Annotated in this window: 12 protein-coding genes; 8 read left to right on the top strand and 4 right to left on the bottom strand. The window is 55.1% G+C overall.

Features of this window, described 5'->3' with window-relative positions; genetic code table 11:
- Positions 1–643: HAD-IC family P-type ATPase (locus ACF8AM_RS09245; RefSeq protein WP_392555362.1), on the top strand; the 643-nt coding region annotated here is incomplete at its 5' end.
- Positions 644–708: 65 nt separating this feature from the next.
- Here the strand turns inward: ACF8AM_RS09245 and hemG are convergent.
- The gene (gene hemG, locus ACF8AM_RS09240; protein ID WP_392555361.1) at positions 709–1,611 is read right to left on the bottom strand and encodes a menaquinone-dependent protoporphyrinogen IX dehydrogenase; all 903 of its coding nucleotides are present in this window, start codon (positions 1,609–1,611) and stop codon (positions 709–711) included.
- 692 nt (positions 1,612–2,303) lie between these two features.
- Here hemG and ACF8AM_RS09235 point away from each other — a divergent pair.
- Genes ACF8AM_RS09235 through ACF8AM_RS09220 form a run of 4 tightly spaced genes read left to right on the top strand, consistent with a single transcriptional unit; the run spans position 2,304 to position 7,488 of the window.
- Positions 2,304–3,344 (top strand): HlyD family secretion protein, encoded by a 1,041-nt coding sequence (locus tag ACF8AM_RS09235; protein ID WP_392555360.1) that lies wholly within the window; start codon positions 2,304–2,306, stop codon positions 3,342–3,344.
- Between the two features lie 44 nt (positions 3,345–3,388).
- Positions 3,389–6,145, top strand: coding sequence for a ribosome-associated ATPase/putative transporter RbbA (gene rbbA / locus ACF8AM_RS09230; protein ID WP_392555359.1), 2,757 nt, complete (start codon positions 3,389–3,391; stop codon positions 6,143–6,145).
- A 13-nt stretch (positions 6,146–6,158) separates the two neighbouring features.
- Positions 6,159–7,283: an ABC transporter permease gene (locus tag ACF8AM_RS09225; RefSeq protein WP_392555358.1), complete on the top strand. Its 1,125-nt coding sequence runs from the start codon at positions 6,159–6,161 to the stop codon at positions 7,281–7,283.
- Between the two features lie 43 nt (positions 7,284–7,326).
- Positions 7,327–7,488 (top strand): hypothetical protein, encoded by a 162-nt coding sequence (locus tag ACF8AM_RS09220; RefSeq protein WP_392555357.1) that lies wholly within the window; start codon positions 7,327–7,329, stop codon positions 7,486–7,488.
- 4 nt (positions 7,489–7,492) lie between these two features.
- Here ACF8AM_RS09220 and ACF8AM_RS09215 read toward each other — a convergent pair whose 3' ends face one another.
- Together ACF8AM_RS09215 and ACF8AM_RS09210 are read right to left on the bottom strand one after the other, a co-directional pair.
- Complete coding sequence (locus ACF8AM_RS09215; protein ID WP_392555356.1) at positions 7,493–7,915, bottom strand: carboxypeptidase regulatory-like domain-containing protein; 423 nt, start codon at positions 7,913–7,915, stop codon at positions 7,493–7,495.
- A 120-nt stretch (positions 7,916–8,035) separates the two neighbouring features.
- Positions 8,036–9,028, bottom strand: coding sequence for a DUF1559 domain-containing protein (locus ACF8AM_RS09210; RefSeq protein WP_392555355.1), 993 nt, complete (start codon positions 9,026–9,028; stop codon positions 8,036–8,038).
- Between the two features lie 870 nt (positions 9,029–9,898).
- On the opposite strand from ACF8AM_RS09210, the gene ACF8AM_RS09205 reads away from it, so the two are divergent.
- The 3 genes from ACF8AM_RS09205 to ACF8AM_RS09195 all read left to right on the top strand — a co-directional run bounded on the left by ACF8AM_RS09205 (position 9,899) and on the right by ACF8AM_RS09195 (position 14,269).
- Positions 9,899–11,158 (top strand): M48 family metalloprotease, encoded by a 1,260-nt coding sequence (locus ACF8AM_RS09205; RefSeq protein WP_392555354.1) that lies wholly within the window; start codon positions 9,899–9,901, stop codon positions 11,156–11,158.
- Positions 11,159–11,255: 97 nt separating this feature from the next.
- Entirely contained in the window at positions 11,256–13,310 is a 2,055-nt protein-coding gene (locus ACF8AM_RS09200; protein WP_392555353.1) for an arylsulfatase, read from the top strand.
- A complete protein-coding gene (locus ACF8AM_RS09195) occupies positions 13,307–14,269 on the top strand; it encodes a putative 2-dehydropantoate 2-reductase (RefSeq protein ID WP_392555352.1) in 963 nt (320 codons plus the stop codon). The genes ACF8AM_RS09200 and ACF8AM_RS09195 overlap by 4 nt, the downstream gene beginning before the upstream one ends.
- Before the next feature lie 4 nt (positions 14,270–14,273).
- Here ACF8AM_RS09195 and ACF8AM_RS09190 read toward each other — a convergent pair.
- A partial coding sequence (locus ACF8AM_RS09190) for a helix-hairpin-helix domain-containing protein (RefSeq protein ID WP_392555351.1) occupies positions 14,274–15,452 on the bottom strand: 1,179 nt, incomplete at its 5' end.

The raw sequence follows: 15,452 nt of genomic DNA, 5'->3' as shown, positions 1-15,452 counted from the left end.
TGATTGGGCGGAGCGATTGCCCGAACAGACGGGAGGCTTGGAATGCGTGATTTTGATCGACGGGGAGTATGCTGCGACCTATCGACTGCGTGATTCACCTCGAACTGAAGGCCATTCGTTCGTCGATCATCTGGATGCCAGTCACGGCATCCAGCGAGTCGTTTTGTTGTCTGGTGATCGAACGTCCGAAGTCGAATACCTTGGTCAGCAGGTCGGTATCAACGAGTGCTTGGGTGACCAAAGTCCCGAGGACAAACTCAAGTTTGTCACGGAGCAAACCAAACACGCTTCCACGGTATTTGTGGGGGATGGCATCAACGACGCGCCGGCGCTGATGGCGGCAACGGTTGGCATTGCATTTGGTCAAAACAGCGATGTCACGACGGAAGCCGCCGGAGTGGTGATTCTCGATTCGTCGTTGGCCCGGGTGGACGAGTTGATGCACATCAGTCGGCGGATGCGGCGGATTGCTCTTCAGAGTGCCGTCGGCGGCATGTCGCTCAGCGTGATTGGGATGCTGATCGCGTCGGCAGGCTATTTGCCGCCCGTCGCCGGTGCGATCGCTCAAGAAGCCATCGATGTTGTGGCGGTGCTGAACGCTCTGCGAGTCGCTTGGGCACCGAAGACATTGACCGATTTCTGACTGCTGCCTTCGCAGGTTCATGCATTCCGTCGTCAACGTTGCAGCGTTGGGCCGAGTGAGTCAGATCAACAGCGTGACCTAGCGCCCATGGTCAATCGGCTTCGTTGCTTGCCCATGACGTTTGGCAGGGACCTTCCGACGCGTTGTTTTCGAGGCACGAAGGGTTCGCCTTGAGACAATCTTCGCGTCGCCCGGGACAAAATCACCTTCGAGGCCGCCTTCTTCGCGCTCATGCGGCTGATGAGTGGGGACTTCATGCACTGAAACATCCCACCGCGAGGAAGCCAGCCATGTAGACGACCGCCGTTGGCAACCACATGATACAAATTCGCGGTCCGTCGTCGGGCACGCCTCCCGCGAAGAGAATACTCACGAACCGGTGCCCTGAATTCGCTGAAGCAAGAACGTGGATCTGGCGGGCGCCGGCAAGCTCGCACCAAGGTCGCGAATCGATCGGCGAATTCGTCGACACGTTCCCAGTCGGTGTAATCGTAGTCCTGATCGACATCGGTTTCCGCCCCAGAACGTTGTGCAATTCGGTGCATGATCTGACGCTTCAGCCAACCGTACTTGGAATACTTGAGGGCACCAGCGAAACAATCCATGACGGGTGGACTCCAGTTGGTTGACTGCAGGAATTCGTTGGCCAGTCGCTCAGCCTCCGCTCTGTCTTTCCGTTTCTTGCTGGCTGACGCCAAGCTCACGGAGAAGAATGCCGTTGGGATTTCGTTCAAGAGTCCGAGGTTGTGCTCAATGAAGAATCGAATGCGAGGGTCATGGCGACCGAAATGCATGGGGGATCCAACCAACACAGCATCGTAAGCTTCGACTTGGATTTCGGTGGCGGTGTGATGGACCACATCCAAAACGTCGCTCGGCATGGAATGGTCTCGCAAACGTTGGTGGATTCTTTCGGCGATCTGTTCGGTTTGTCCCTCGTGAGACGCGAAGACAATGAGGTTTCGCATGATTGGGTTCTAGATGAATATCAATGAAATGATGGAAGGCGGTTGAACAGCCGACACGTTCGCCGATCGAAAATAGGCTCCGTGATTGCATGAATGTGTTGCGCAGGTGACAGGAAAGACCGGAGGTCACTGTATGTGTTTTGCTGTCGCCAAACTCAATTGTGTGTGGGAAGACGTCTTGCTTCCACAGGACCCTTTTGGGCTTCCGCAGATTCCTTTCGCAGTTCGTGTACCCACGGACAAGAAAAAACGTACTCGATCATGACTCTGGGAACGCGAGAAGTCGATTGATTTCGTCCGAGCGGAAAGGACTGCTTGAAACGCACTGTTTTCAAGCTCACTGCGGCATCTGTGCGATGTTATGTCGGAATGTCGCGTCATCGGAAATATCACGGAATTGACTTCTCCCGTGCCAATCAACAGTGCTGTCATTTCGGTATGCGTGCGTCGACGGACACGATTCGTGCGGATCCGGACACGTCGTCGCCCTGAGCAGCTTTTCTCGCAGAGCGGATCGGGACCATCACGCAATCGCGATGGTCATCCGTGCCAATGCAATAGTAGGTCAGTGCGTCGACTGTGCAGTGATGTCTCAGGGTGTGCGACGAGTGGGCAACCTGACGGAAAATCATGGGTGGCCTTGGATTTGCTTGGGTGGCTGGCATCACTCCTCGTTTCCGAATGCAACTCAAATGTTCAAGCGTGTTCTTCTAGTGTTGATCGCAATCTCCGCTGTTGGCGGCGGATGGTATTGGTGGCGAACCGAACGAGCCAACCAAATCGCGAGCGAGTTGCCGGCTGGGATAGTGCAGGGCAATGGACGCATCGAAGCGGTGCAGGTGGATGTGTCGGCAAAGTATGCCGGCCGTGTCACCAAGATCACGGTTCACGAAGGAGACATGGTCAAATCAGGCCAAACTTTGGTGGAATTGGATACGTCGGAACTGCGAGCCACGATGGCGAAGGCAAAGGCAGAACGCGCCGAGGCAATCGAAACTCTCGCCGAGGCAGAGGCGGAGATCGTTCGCTACGAAAGCGACTTGTTGCTCGCTGATCGAAACCTGGAGCGTACCGCCAAGTTGATGGAGCGAAATGCGGCTTCTCAGGAAGAGTACGACACGCGAAAGAGTCAGCTTGAATCTGCCAAAGCGATCCTCAAAGTCGCGCAAGCACATCGACGCACTTCGCAGCGAGCGATTGAAGCGGTGGATGCTGAAATCGAACGTATCCAATCCCAGATCGATGACTTCACTTTGTATTCCGCGGTTGAAGGGCGAGTTCTTTATCGACTCGTAGAAGAAGGCGAGGTTGTCACGGCTGGGGGCAAGGTTTTGACTTTGCTCGACCTGAGTGACATCTACATGGAAATCTTTTTGCCTTCCGAGTTCACCTCACAACTTTCGATCTTTGCAGAGGCAAGGATCGCACTCGACTTTGCTCCCGAGTACACAATTCCCGCGTCTGTGAGCTTCGTGTCGCCGGAAGCACAGTTCACACCCAAGCAAGTGGAGACGATGAAGGAACGCGACAAATTGATGTTTCGTGTGAAGGTGCAAATCCCAAGAGAGCTCGTTAAGAAGCACATCGAGAAAGTGAAGACGGGCGTCCGAGGCGTTGCCTATGTGAAGTTGGATCCCGAAGTCGAGTGGCCGGAGCGACTGAATCAACCCTTTCCCCAAACGATCGAATTCGACAAAGAATCGCTTGAAGAAGCATCGGTCAACACCCCATGAACGCGGCAGATGGAAATTCGAAGGCTCTTAGAATTGGGGGCGCGTTGTCGGATACGAAAATCAACTCCCTGACCCATCGTTATGGAGACACCGTTGCGATCGACGATGTTTCGTTGACATTGCCAGCCGGAAAGATGGTGGGGCTGATCGGTCCGGATGGAGTCGGCAAGTCGACTTTGATGGGATTGATCGCAGGTGCCAAGCACATCCAAACGGGTCAGGTCGAAGTGCTGGGCGGCTCAATGTCGGATTCCGATCATCGTCGAGCCGTTTGTCCTCGCGTGGCGTACATGCCGCAGGGGTTGGGAAAGAACCTCTATGCCGAATTGTCGGTGTCCGAAAACCTGCACTTCTTTGGGCGGTTGTTCGGCCAAGCAAAACACGAGCGAGTCCGACGGATTGATCGTCTGTTGAACGCCACGGGATTGGATCCATTTCACGATCGACCGGCGGGAAAGTTGTCCGGCGGGATGAAGCAGAAACTTGGGCTGTGCTGCGCTCTCATCCACGATCCCGACTTGTTGATTTTGGACGAACCCACCACGGGAGTCGACCCTCTATCACGCGAACAATTCTGGAATCTGATTGACGAAATTCGCCAGCAACGTCCAGGGATGAGCGTTTGTGTTTCGACCGCGTACATGGAAGAGGCCGACCGGTTTGATTGGTTGGTCGCGATGAACGCTGGCAAGGTTCTGGCAGAAGGCACACCCGATCAGCTCAAGGGCGACTCGGTGTCGACGTTGGAGGAAGCATTCATTCGGTTGTTGCCGGAATCGGAACGTGGCGACTCGGAACCGTTGGTGATTCCGCCGCTGGAACAGAACGATGGGCCACCGGCAATCGTGGCGACTGGTTTGACGCGACGCTTTGGTAGCTTCACCGCAGTCGACCATGTCAGTTTCGAAATCGCTCGCGGGGAAATCTTTGGGTTCCTCGGATCCAACGGATGTGGCAAGACCACGACCATGAAAATGCTGACCGGTTTGCTGCCGGCTTCCGAGGGAAACGCTGAGCTGTTTGGCAAGGTCGTCGACGCGCGCAACCTGAACACACGACGGCGAGTCGGCTACATGTCGCAGGCATTCTCGTTGTATGAAGAACTGACGGTTCGTCAGAACTTGCTGTTGCATGCTCGCCTTTTCGCGATCGAAGGGAAATCCGCACGTGTCAAGGAGCTGGCTCAGCGGTTCGGTTTGATGGAAGAGCTGGACCAATCTGCTCGTTCATTGCCTCTCGGTGTGAGGCAACGACTTTCTTTGGCAGTCGCCATTTTGCATCGTCCGGAGATGTTGATCCTGGATGAACCCACCTCTGGTGTTGACCCTGTTGCTCGGGACAGCTTTTGGCGACTGCTGGTCGATCTGGCTCGCCGTGATCATGTCACCATCTTCGTTTCCACACACTTCATGAACGAAGCGATGCGGTGCGATCGGATTTCATTGATGCACGCCGGGAAGGTTCTTGCGTGCGACTCGCCGCAACGGTTGATCGATGCACGTGGGGAAGAAACACTCGACCGCGCCTTCGTGGGCTATATCCGGGATGCTGGGGACCAAGCAAGCGATTCCGAGACATTCGCTGGCAACGTGCAGTCTGAAACGAACGCGAATCCGGTGGCGGGACCTGTCCTGGCGTCGTCCACGGAAATTCCTGCACAGACGCGTCAAAGTCTTTTCAGTCCGCGTCGATTGCTTGCCTATTCTTACCGCGAAACATTGGAAGTCATGCGTGATCCCATTCGGCTCGGATTTGCGCTGGTGGGTTCCCTGTTGTTGATGCTGGTTTTGGGGTTCGGAATGACGACCGATGTCGAAGACCTTCGGTTCGCTGCGCTGGATCTGGATCAGTCACCCCATAGTCGCGAATACATTCAGAGCTTCAGTGGGTCACGTTACTTCATCGAGCAGCCAGCGATCCGTGACCATCAGGAATTGCAATCGCGTTTGGTTTCAGGTGACGTTTCGTTGGCCATTGAAATCCCGCCCGACTACGGCCGGCAACTACTGCGCGGTGATGCGCCGGAGGTATCAGCTTGGGTGGATGGCGCGATGCCATTTCGAGCCGAAACCATCGTGGGGTACACCGAAGGCGTTCATCTGAACTATCTGGAGAGCCTGTCGAGGAAGGCATACGGCAGCACACCCTCGTTGACGTTCGCCGATCTTGAACTTCGATACCAATACAACCCAGGTTTCGAGAGCATCAATGCGATGGTGCCCAGCGTGCCGGCGATGTTGTTGGTGTTGATTCCGGCAATCTTGATGGCCGTGAGTGTCGCCAAAGAAAAGGAACTCGGTTCGATCACAAACTTCTATGTCACGCCAACCACTCGCATTGAATTTTTGATTGGAAAACAATTCCCGTATATCGCAATCGCGATGGTCAATTTCGCTTTGCTGACCTGGATGGGAGTGTTTGTCTTTGGTGTTCCACTGAAGGGGAGTCTGATAACGCTCACATTCGGTGCGTTGTTCTATGTCACGGCCACAACCGGATTGGGTTTGGTCACATCTTGTTTCACACGCAGTCAAGTTGCTGCCGTGTTTGCAACGGCGATCATTGCGATGATGCCAACGGTGCAGTTTTCCGGCATGATGCAACCTGTGTCGACGCTCAGTGGCAGTGCTCAACTTATCGGGTCGTTGTGGCCAACGACGTACTTCATGCGAATGAGCGTCGGTGCGTTCACAAAGGGATTGGGGTGGCAAGATCTTTCCCCCGACCTGTTGACGCTCGTCGCATTCTCACCAGTGTTTCTACTGGTCAGTGCTGTCCTGCTCCGCAAACAAGAAGTCTAAATGGCACACGATCATGCGAACAATCCGAAACATTTTCTGGCTGACGTTCAAAGAGTTCCGCAGCTTGCGGCATGACAAGATTCTGATCGCGCTGTTGTTGTTCGCATTGACGTTCAGCGTCTACAGCCAGGCGACCGGGATTTCGACAGAAGTCCACCATGCATCGATCGGAATCGTGGATGAAGACCGAACAACTCTCTCGCATTGCATCACGACCGCATTTTTTCCACCTTATTTCAACGAGCCAGTGATCATTTCAGCGGATGAAGTGGAACCGTTGATGAATGCGGATAGGTTGATGTTTGTGATCAATATCCCAAGTGGATTTGAAGCGGATGCGATCGCTGGCCGACAACCCGAGATCCAAGTCAATATCGATGCGACGGCTGTGATGCAGGCCAATATTGGCGCCACTTACATTCAGAACATTGTGAACGCGGAGGTCAATCGGTTTGTTAGTGGGACGGATGACTCCACCGAACTGCCGTCCCAATTAGTCGTTCGAAAGGCTTTCAATCCCAATGGTGAACCAACTTGGTTTGCAGCTATCACGGCCATCATCGATCAAGTCACACTGTTGACCATTGTGTTGACCGGCGCAGCGTTGATCCGTGAAAGAGAGCACGGAACGATCGAGCACTTGTTGGTCATGCCGTTGACGTCGTTCGACATTGCTGTGTCCAAGGTTTGCGCCAACGGATTCGTGGTTTTGCTCGCCGTGATGCTGTCGCTGTCTCTGGTTGTCGAAACCCTGTTGGATGTGCCAATTGCCGGTTCGCGAATGTTGTTGCTAGGAGGGATCGCTCTGTACCTGTTCTTCGCGACTGCGATGGGGATCTTTTTAGGAACGTTGTCGGGTTCGATGGCACAATTCGCATTGTTGGTGCTGCTGACCGTTCTCCCCCTGCAAATGCTATCGGGAGCCATCACACCCATCGAAAGTCAACCGGATTGGTTGCAGCCGATCACGTACCTCTTCCCCTCTCGGCACTTCGTTGGGTTTTCGCAGTCCATCGTGTTTCGAGGCGCTAGTTTGAAAGATGTTTGGGAGCAGTTTGTCGCGACCGGTGCGCTTGGACTGATCTGCTTCCTTGCCAGTCTCATGCTATTTCGTCGTTCGATTGCGACCACTCGATGAGTAGAAGATTTCAGTTCATGAGCCAAGCTTGGATAGACGCCGCATGGCGTGCAACGATGGTGGTTCGCTGGTACGGTTGGTTGTCAGCAGCGACGCGAACGAGGCCAACCATTCTCGATGGATCAAAGCCGCAACGTGGGTGTTTGAGAGCGAATCGCTTGCAAACATCCCACGAATGGATTCGGCAGAGAGCGAGCTGTCTTAGTGTCTTATGATTTCTTGAGCTCGATTGTCACGCTATTTTCACCTTCGTTGACGACCACCTCAATATCGGTGGTTGTTTCGTTCCAGTATTTTTCAGGAACCGATTCGTCAATTTTTACAGCTTCGGGGGATCCTTCTTCCATCGGAACTGTTCTTGGTGCGAGGTAGACGTCGTACGTTCCCGTTGGAATCGGTTCTTTGAATGTGAATTGACCGCCATCTGCTATGTCGGTGCCTGCGGCTTGTCCTGTTTTGGCATCCAGGAACATCACCGCGGCGTCGTCGTAGGGTTTGCCGTCCAGACTGACTGTTCCCGCCACGGTTCCCACCGGTGGGGATTCGCTGCATCCGGCTGAAAAGGTCATGAGGAGAGCCACGGCAGCGAAAAGCGTCCCGGATGGATTGGAAATCAAATTGCGTTGTGTCATGAGTTTGGATTTTCTTGCGCGTTGGTTGGTTTGACTTGGATATGTTTGGAAAGCGAGTTGATTCCGATGGTGCTTTTGGAATCGACGGAACGTGTTCGTCCAGGAGATTGTTCCGGTGGCCTATTGTGGGAATGTTGTGACTTCGCCGTCGTAACGACAGCACAACTGTTTCAGCAGCAAGAAGTCAATTGAATCAGTGATGAACTGAACGCTGGCGTCACCCATTGAGACATTGATGCCACCGGTGTGCATGGAGTTGATGACGGTGTTGTTGCGATACATGCGATCGGTGGCACCCGTTTGCACAATTTGGGAGTTTGGTGCGAAGCGGACGCACGTGGTCCCGGTTTGCCAGAGGTCCCAACTGCTGGGGCCATCCACGGGCCGTGGGTGTCGTGATCCCATCCAACCGCCGTAGTAGTTGGAGGTGCGGTTGACTTTGTCGACCCAGCCAGATTGTTCTGCGATCATGATGGCGTTGGTGGTGCCGTCGACCACGTCGCGCATCTTGATTTTCCCGTTGGCGAAGAGCATGCCGTTGTTGGATGACCACCCGTGACCAAGGTCTGCGGTTCCTTTGTTCGGATCGCCCCCTGGTACGGGACGAGCGGCACCTTGAATACCGACATACATGACGTTCATCGCACCTTCGGAGTTGTTGGACACGGGCGCGTTCTCAAACATCTCGATCGCGGATGAAGGGCATGCGTAAGTTGGCACGGCGAGAAACTTGAGGATCTCGTTGCCTTTCAGGGCGTCGGCACCCGCGGCACCACCCGCCATGAAGTGAGACGAATAGCTGAATTCAAGTTGTTCATAGATGTTGTTTTGCTCAATGAATGGCAAAATCAGTGCTCGCCAATTCGATCCGCTGGCGGGCCAAGCTTCTCGAAGGTTATAGGATCCAAGAGGGAAGGATCCCATCGTGTCGTGGTAGTTGTGCATTGCGAGCCCGAGTTGTTTCATGTTGTTGGAACAACTCATTCGGCGGGCTGCTTCGCGTGCTGATTGGACCGCTGGCAAGAGCAGGCCAACTAAGACTCCGATGATGGCAATGACGACTAATAGTTCCACCAATGTGAATCCCAAAGGCTTCGGTTTCTTCTGGCTCATCGACAGTTCCCTAGGTGAGAGTTTCGAAATCAGCAATAGAGCGATGACCTCGAAACGAAAGGTGAAGAAGGGAAGAATCCTTCCCGAAAGATCTTGTCGCGTGAGCGCTGGTGCTTGTTGGGTTGCATCCCTCACCCACACGAGAAATGGCTGAAGGCAAAGAAAATGCCAATGATTGGGGGGATGCGACATTTCGACCCGGCAGTCTTGTTGGCGGGAAGCACTTGCCCAGTAGTGTCCTGCAAGGTGGTATAGGCCTGCTTTGTGCGTCTTCGGGGGGGCGGTCTGCGGTGCTTGGGAACAAGGCAGAGACTGCCCATGAGGTGCGCAGCCCCGTCGTTTGCGTGTGTGATTTATGTGCAGCCCCCCAGCGGGGAAGGGAGCGTGTGTGCAGTGTGGAACGTTTTTGAGTTGAAGTCAGTCATTGGCCAGAATGGGGCCGTGTTCTTCTGCTTCAGGGGTGACGTCCTTGGCTATGTTGAACCAGGCCGTTGGGATGCGTGAGCCAGCCCTCTAATGGGCCAGCCCGCTAATGAGCCAGCCTGCTAATGAGCCAGCCTGCTAATGAGCCAGCCTGCTAAGCACGTGAGCGGGAGTCATTGGGCTTGATCACGTCGCGGCGTCTCTCCGAGACGCTGTCATTTGCGAGTCTCAGAGAGACTCGCCTACGTGAGGTTCTACCCGACCCTTCCTGCCGACCTGCTTTATGGCCAGCCCGTGCAACCGTCGCAATCGCTACGACATGAAAGGCGGAGCGTCTCGACCAAGGATTCTTGATGAGAATCGTTTGACCGTGTTCGAAAGATTGGGTTTGCTGAGGATTGGTCTCCATGACAACCAGGGGCTGTGCTCCATGAACAAGGAATTATTTTGTCGTTCTACGTTTTCCTACTGGTATTGGTATCCCTGTGCTGTGGGTCGGCACCTGGTTGGTCAGAACCCTCTTTCCGTTCGGTGATCGCTAGCGTGGCTCTGGTCGCTGGTTGGACGATTCTGTGTCACACGGCGGCGCGAATGATGGTTTTGCAGGTTCGCCGTGGGCATATGCGTTTGCGGGACGCGTCGCGAATGCTGGAAGTTCAGCTGGACGTCTTTCGTTGGCTTGGATTGCCTGTCGTGCTGACTTGCTTGGGCGTGTTTTCGCTTGCTGCTTGGACACGAGAACAGCCGATTTTGGAATCCAGCATGATGCTGCAATCGATCGTGCTGTTGACGCCTGGAATCACGATTCTGCTCGCGACTTGGTCGGCGGAGCATGTGTTTGGGGTTCGATTGGGACTCACTGACGCATCGCTACGCAATTACTTCGTGTCGCTCTGGTCGGGTCTTCGCAGCGGTCCGGTGTGGTTGATCGTTCCGACCATGATGTTCTTGTTGCTGGGGGATTTGGCGGAATGGAGTCAACCGCTGGCGACCGGGAACGCGATCGGGATTGGAATTGCCGTTGGCATTGCTGTGATTGCGTTCGTTTTGCCGTGGGTGGTTGCGCGAGTGATTCGGCAGGAACCGATGGCAGACGACGATCGCGAGTTGATCAGCCAGTGGTTGGAACGAGTCGGCGTGCGAACTGTTGGTTGGGGGCGCATGCGGATCGTTCGCTGGAACACCAACGGCCGGTTGTTCAATGCTCTCGTCGCGGGACTGTTTCGGCCCGGGAGGATGTTGCTGTTGTCAGACCGCGTGATCGATGATCTGCCGCGAGGACAATTGTTGATGGTGGTGATGCACGAAGTCGCTCATGTGCGTCGGTGGCATGTGCCCATTCGGATGGCCGCGGTTGCTCCGGCATGGTTTGTCTCAATTTGGGTCGGATCGTTGTTTACCAACGAGGCTTGGGGAGCGACGATCGGTGGGCTGTGCGGTTTGCTGCTGACGGTGGGAACGCTTAGCGCCGTCGCCTACCTGACGGAATGGGACGCAGATGCGGTGGCATGCCGGTTGGCGGTCAAAGCGGGTGGTCAATCGGAAGGCATGCCAGCGACGGAAGCGGAAGCGGCGGGCATGATGGCTGCGGCACTCGGGCGCGTCACGGCGGGGCATCCGGCGGCGCGTCGTGCGAGTTGGTTGCATCCGAGTTTGGCGATGCGGGTCAAGCGGTTGGCCAAACCCCCGCGGATTCACCTGATCTGATTGCGAAGAACCTCTGGGAAGGGGAAGGACGAAGCAAGGGCTTTGAGTTAGAATCAGCGTCCCCCATACGTTCCCCACCTGACGAAGAGCCGATTGCATGCTTTCCCGCCATCTTCAGTGTTTGCTCGTTGGACTGATGGTTTGGTCCAATGGTTTCTTGTCCGATCAAGCAACCGCGGACACGACATCTGACCAACCGAACATTCTGTTTGTTTTGTATGACGACCTTGGTTGGGGGGATCTGGGGTGTTATTACCAGAACGAATCCAAGCATGACCGGACGCACCAAACGCCTCACTGGGATGCGATGGCAGCGGAAGGTTTGCAGATGCGGAACCACTACTGCCCTGCTCCTGTGTGTGCCCCCAGTCGCGCGTCGTTGTTGACGGGCGTGCATCAAGGTCATGCGGCGATTCGCGACAATCAGTTTGACAAAGCACTGCCGGATGTGCCAACGGTCGCTTCCGTTTTGAAATCGGTTGGGTACACGACCGCACTGGTCGGGAAGTACGGATTGCAGGGTGACGGCGATAACGCTGAGAATTGGCCTGCTTATCCGACCAAACGCGGCTTTGACGAGTTCTTTGGATACGTTCGCCACCGCGATGGTCACAATCACTATCCCGCCGACAAGTGGCCGATCGCCAACGGTGAGGCTCATGCCAACCCGGTCGAACTGTGGCACAACGACAAAGAGATCTCTGCTCAGTTGAAAGGCTGCTACACGGCTGACCTGTTCACCGCGAAAGCGAAGCAGTTTTTGGTTGACCATCAATCCGAATCGGCGGACGAACCATTTTTCATGTTTCTGTCCTATGACACTCCCCACGCTTCGATCCAGTACCCGGCTTCGCCGTTTCCAGAAGGAAAGGGTGTCGACGGCGGAGTTCAGTGGCTCGGCGAGCCCGATCGTATGATCAACACCGTCGGGCCAATCGACACCTACAAGCACCCGGACTATGCCAACCAAGCTTGGACGGATGCCGAGGTGCGATTCGCGACCAGCGTCCGACGACTCGATGATTTAATGGGCGACCTGTTGCAAACGCTTCGCGATTTGGAATTGGACGAGAACACGTTGGTGGTCTTTTCCAGTGACAATGGTCCTCACAGTGAGTCGTACATTCGCAATGTGAATTACGCGCCGACCTCATTTCAGTCGTACGGTCCCTTTGATGGGATGAAACGCGATTGTTACGAAGGCGGGATTCGTGTGCCGACCCTCGCTTGGTGGCCTGGTCAAGTCGCACCGGGAATCGATCGCAGCCCGAGCCAGTTCCACGATTGGTTGACCACGTTTGCTGATTTGGCAGGAGCCGATATTCCTGCCCGAGCCGATGGGGTTTCGTTGGTGCCGACGTTGTTGAAACGCGGTGAGCAGGCGACTCCCACCACGTATGTGGAATATTTTAACGGTGGTAAAACGCCTAACTACCAAGACTTTGAACCCGCCCGTCGCGGAGCTCGTCGCGGACAAATGCAAGCCATTTTCTTGGATGGTTACAAAGGCGTTCGGCACAACATCCAGTCTCATGCCGATCCGTTCGAAATCTACGACGTCGCCAAAGATCCCGGCGAAACAAACAACTTGGCGGGAACATCGAAGAAGATGGATGTGTTGCAGCAGCGTATGCACGATCGCGTTTTGCAACTTCGATCCAACAACGCGAGTGCACCGCGTCCTTACGACCAAACCCCTATTCCGGCACAGAAAGGTTTGGACGCGGATACCGCGATGGTCGTCACATACAGCGAGACCGAAACACCGCTGGTCTCCCGTTTGAATCCCGCGGATTCGATCGAAGTCGACATCGAGAAACTGGATGTTGAAGAAGCGTTGCTTTCGGCAGGGAAAGGCAACGTTCGAGTGCAGTCCGTGTTGAACGTTGCGAAAACGGCTCGCTATGAACTGAAACTGACGGCGTCTGCCGATGCGGTTTTGCGGTTGCACGACGCAGCCCTGATCGACACGACGGGCCAATCCAAAACGGATGCTTCCGTGGAGGTTTTCCTGGAAGCAGGAACGCACCCGGTTGACATGATCGTCCGTTTGGCGGGCAATGATTCGGTTCCGGCATTGGAACTGAATGAGCTTCCTGACGCTCCCAAGAAGTCACGCAAACCAGCAACGAAGAAAAGGAAATCCAAATGAACGCTGCCGCCGAACCGCTTCGCTATGCAATTCTTGGAAGTGGTGCGGTCGGCGGATTGTATGGTGCCATGATGGCGAAATCCGGATGTGACGTTCACTTCTTGTTGCATTCGGATTTCGACCACGTTCGCGAAAATGGGCTTCGAATCGACAGCGTGCAAGGTGACTTCGTGTTGGAGTCGCCACAGATCTACCGTTCAGTCGATGCGATGCCAAAGTGCGATGTGGTGATCATCGCGTTGAAGTCGACCCGCAATGCGTTGCTGGATGAATGGTTGCCGCAAGTGGTGGCCGACGACGGCGTTGTGTTGACTCTGCAGAACGGTTTGAATGTCGAAGCCGATGTTCGGCGAACAATTTCCGCTGGGCGTGTCCTCGGTGGTTGTTGTTTTTTATGCAGCAACAAAGTTGGTCCGGGGCACATCCATCACCTGGACTACGGCCGGATCGCGTTTGGTGCTTACCAGGAACCGGGGGCGGATCTGGCCGTGGCGGAGACGGTCGGGCACCGGATTGAAGCGGACATGCAGGCGGCCGGCATCGATGCGAACTGGAGTGATGACTTGGCGAAGACGCGTTGGCGAAAGCTGATGTGGAACATCCCGTTCAACGGACTGTCGGTCGTCTTGGATGCCTCGACGGACCGAATCATCGGCTCACAACCGGGGCGGGAATTGGCGATGCAGTTGATCACGGAAGTCCACGCGGGCGCGGCGGCGTGTGGAGTCGAGATCGACGAAAAGGCGATCCGAGCGACGATGGAACACACCGAGACGATGGTTCCCTACGACAGCAGCATGCGACTGGATTTTCTCGCGAAACGACCAATGGAAGTCGAAGCGATCTTTGGCAACCCTTTGCGGGCGATCGGGGATCAATCCAGCCAGATCGCTCCGTCCATTTCGATGCTGTATCAGCAACTCGCGTTCTTCAACGAAGCCATCTGCCAAGACGCGTGAAACGCTAGCTGAGAGCCTTCTTCGAAACCGCGATCCGTTTGCGATCCAAGTCCACTTCCAGCACTTTGACCTTCAAGACGTCGCCAACCGACACCACTTCGGATGGGTCGCTGACGAATTGGTTGGCCAATTGCGAGACGTGAATCAAGCCGTCTTGATGGACGCCCAAGTCAATGAAGGCACCAAAGTGTGTGACGTTGGTGATGACCCCTTCCAAGACCATTCCTTGACGCAGGTCTTCCATCGACTGAACGGAGTCATCGAACTGGGCCACCTTGAATTCGCTTCGCGGATCCCGTCCAGGTTTGCCGAGTTCGGCGATGATGTCGCGAATCGTTGGGATTCCGAAGCGGTCATCGACAAAGGTTTCCGGTTGCAGCTTTTGGCTCAGCGTTGAATTGCCAACCAGGGTCTTCACGTCCGCTTTCAATTGTTTGGCCATCCGGCTGACCAGGGAGTAGCTTTCCGGGTGCACGGCGGAATTGTCCAGCGGTTCGTCTCCGCCGCGAATGCGCAAGAAACCCGCGGCCTGTTCAAACGCCTTTTTGCCGAGCTTGGGCACCTTGGTCAGTTCTTTGCGGCTACTGAAGCGACCATTGGTGTCTCGGTACTGCACGATGTTCTCAGCCAATTTTGGCCCAATCCCTGCGACACGCGAAAGCAGTGGAACGCTGGCCATGTTCAGGTCCACACCGACATGGTTGACGCAACTTTCCACGGTGCGATCGAGGCATTTGCGCAGCAAGGGTTGGTTCACATCGTGTTGGTACTGTCCGACGCCGATTGATTTCGGATCCGTTTTGACCAGTTCAGCGAGCGGATCTTGCAGGCGACGAGCGATGCTGATCGCTCCCCGAACGGTGACATCCAGATCAGGAAATTCTTTTCCGGCTAGTTCGCTGGCCGAGTAGATCGACGCGCCTGATTCGCTGACCATCACCTTGGTCACATCCAGTTTGTTGTCGCGAATCAGTTCGCCGACAAAAGCGTCCGTTTCTCGCGAGGCGGTTCCGTTTCCGATCGCGATCAGCTCAACATGGTGTTTTTGTATCAGCGTCAACAGTTGCTTGGATGCTCCTGCTGCGTCCGATTTGGGTGGCGTGGGGTAGATCGTCGTGTTGGCTAAGAACTTGCCGGTCCCGTCGACCACAGCGACTTTGCATCCGGTTCGAAATCCGGGGTC

Origin of the sequence: Rhodopirellula sp. JB055, assembly GCF_043100905.1 — a bacterium.
Taxonomy (GTDB): domain Bacteria; phylum Planctomycetota; class Planctomycetia; order Pirellulales; family Pirellulaceae; genus Rhodopirellula.
This window is presented reverse-complemented; position numbering and strand designations above follow the sequence as displayed.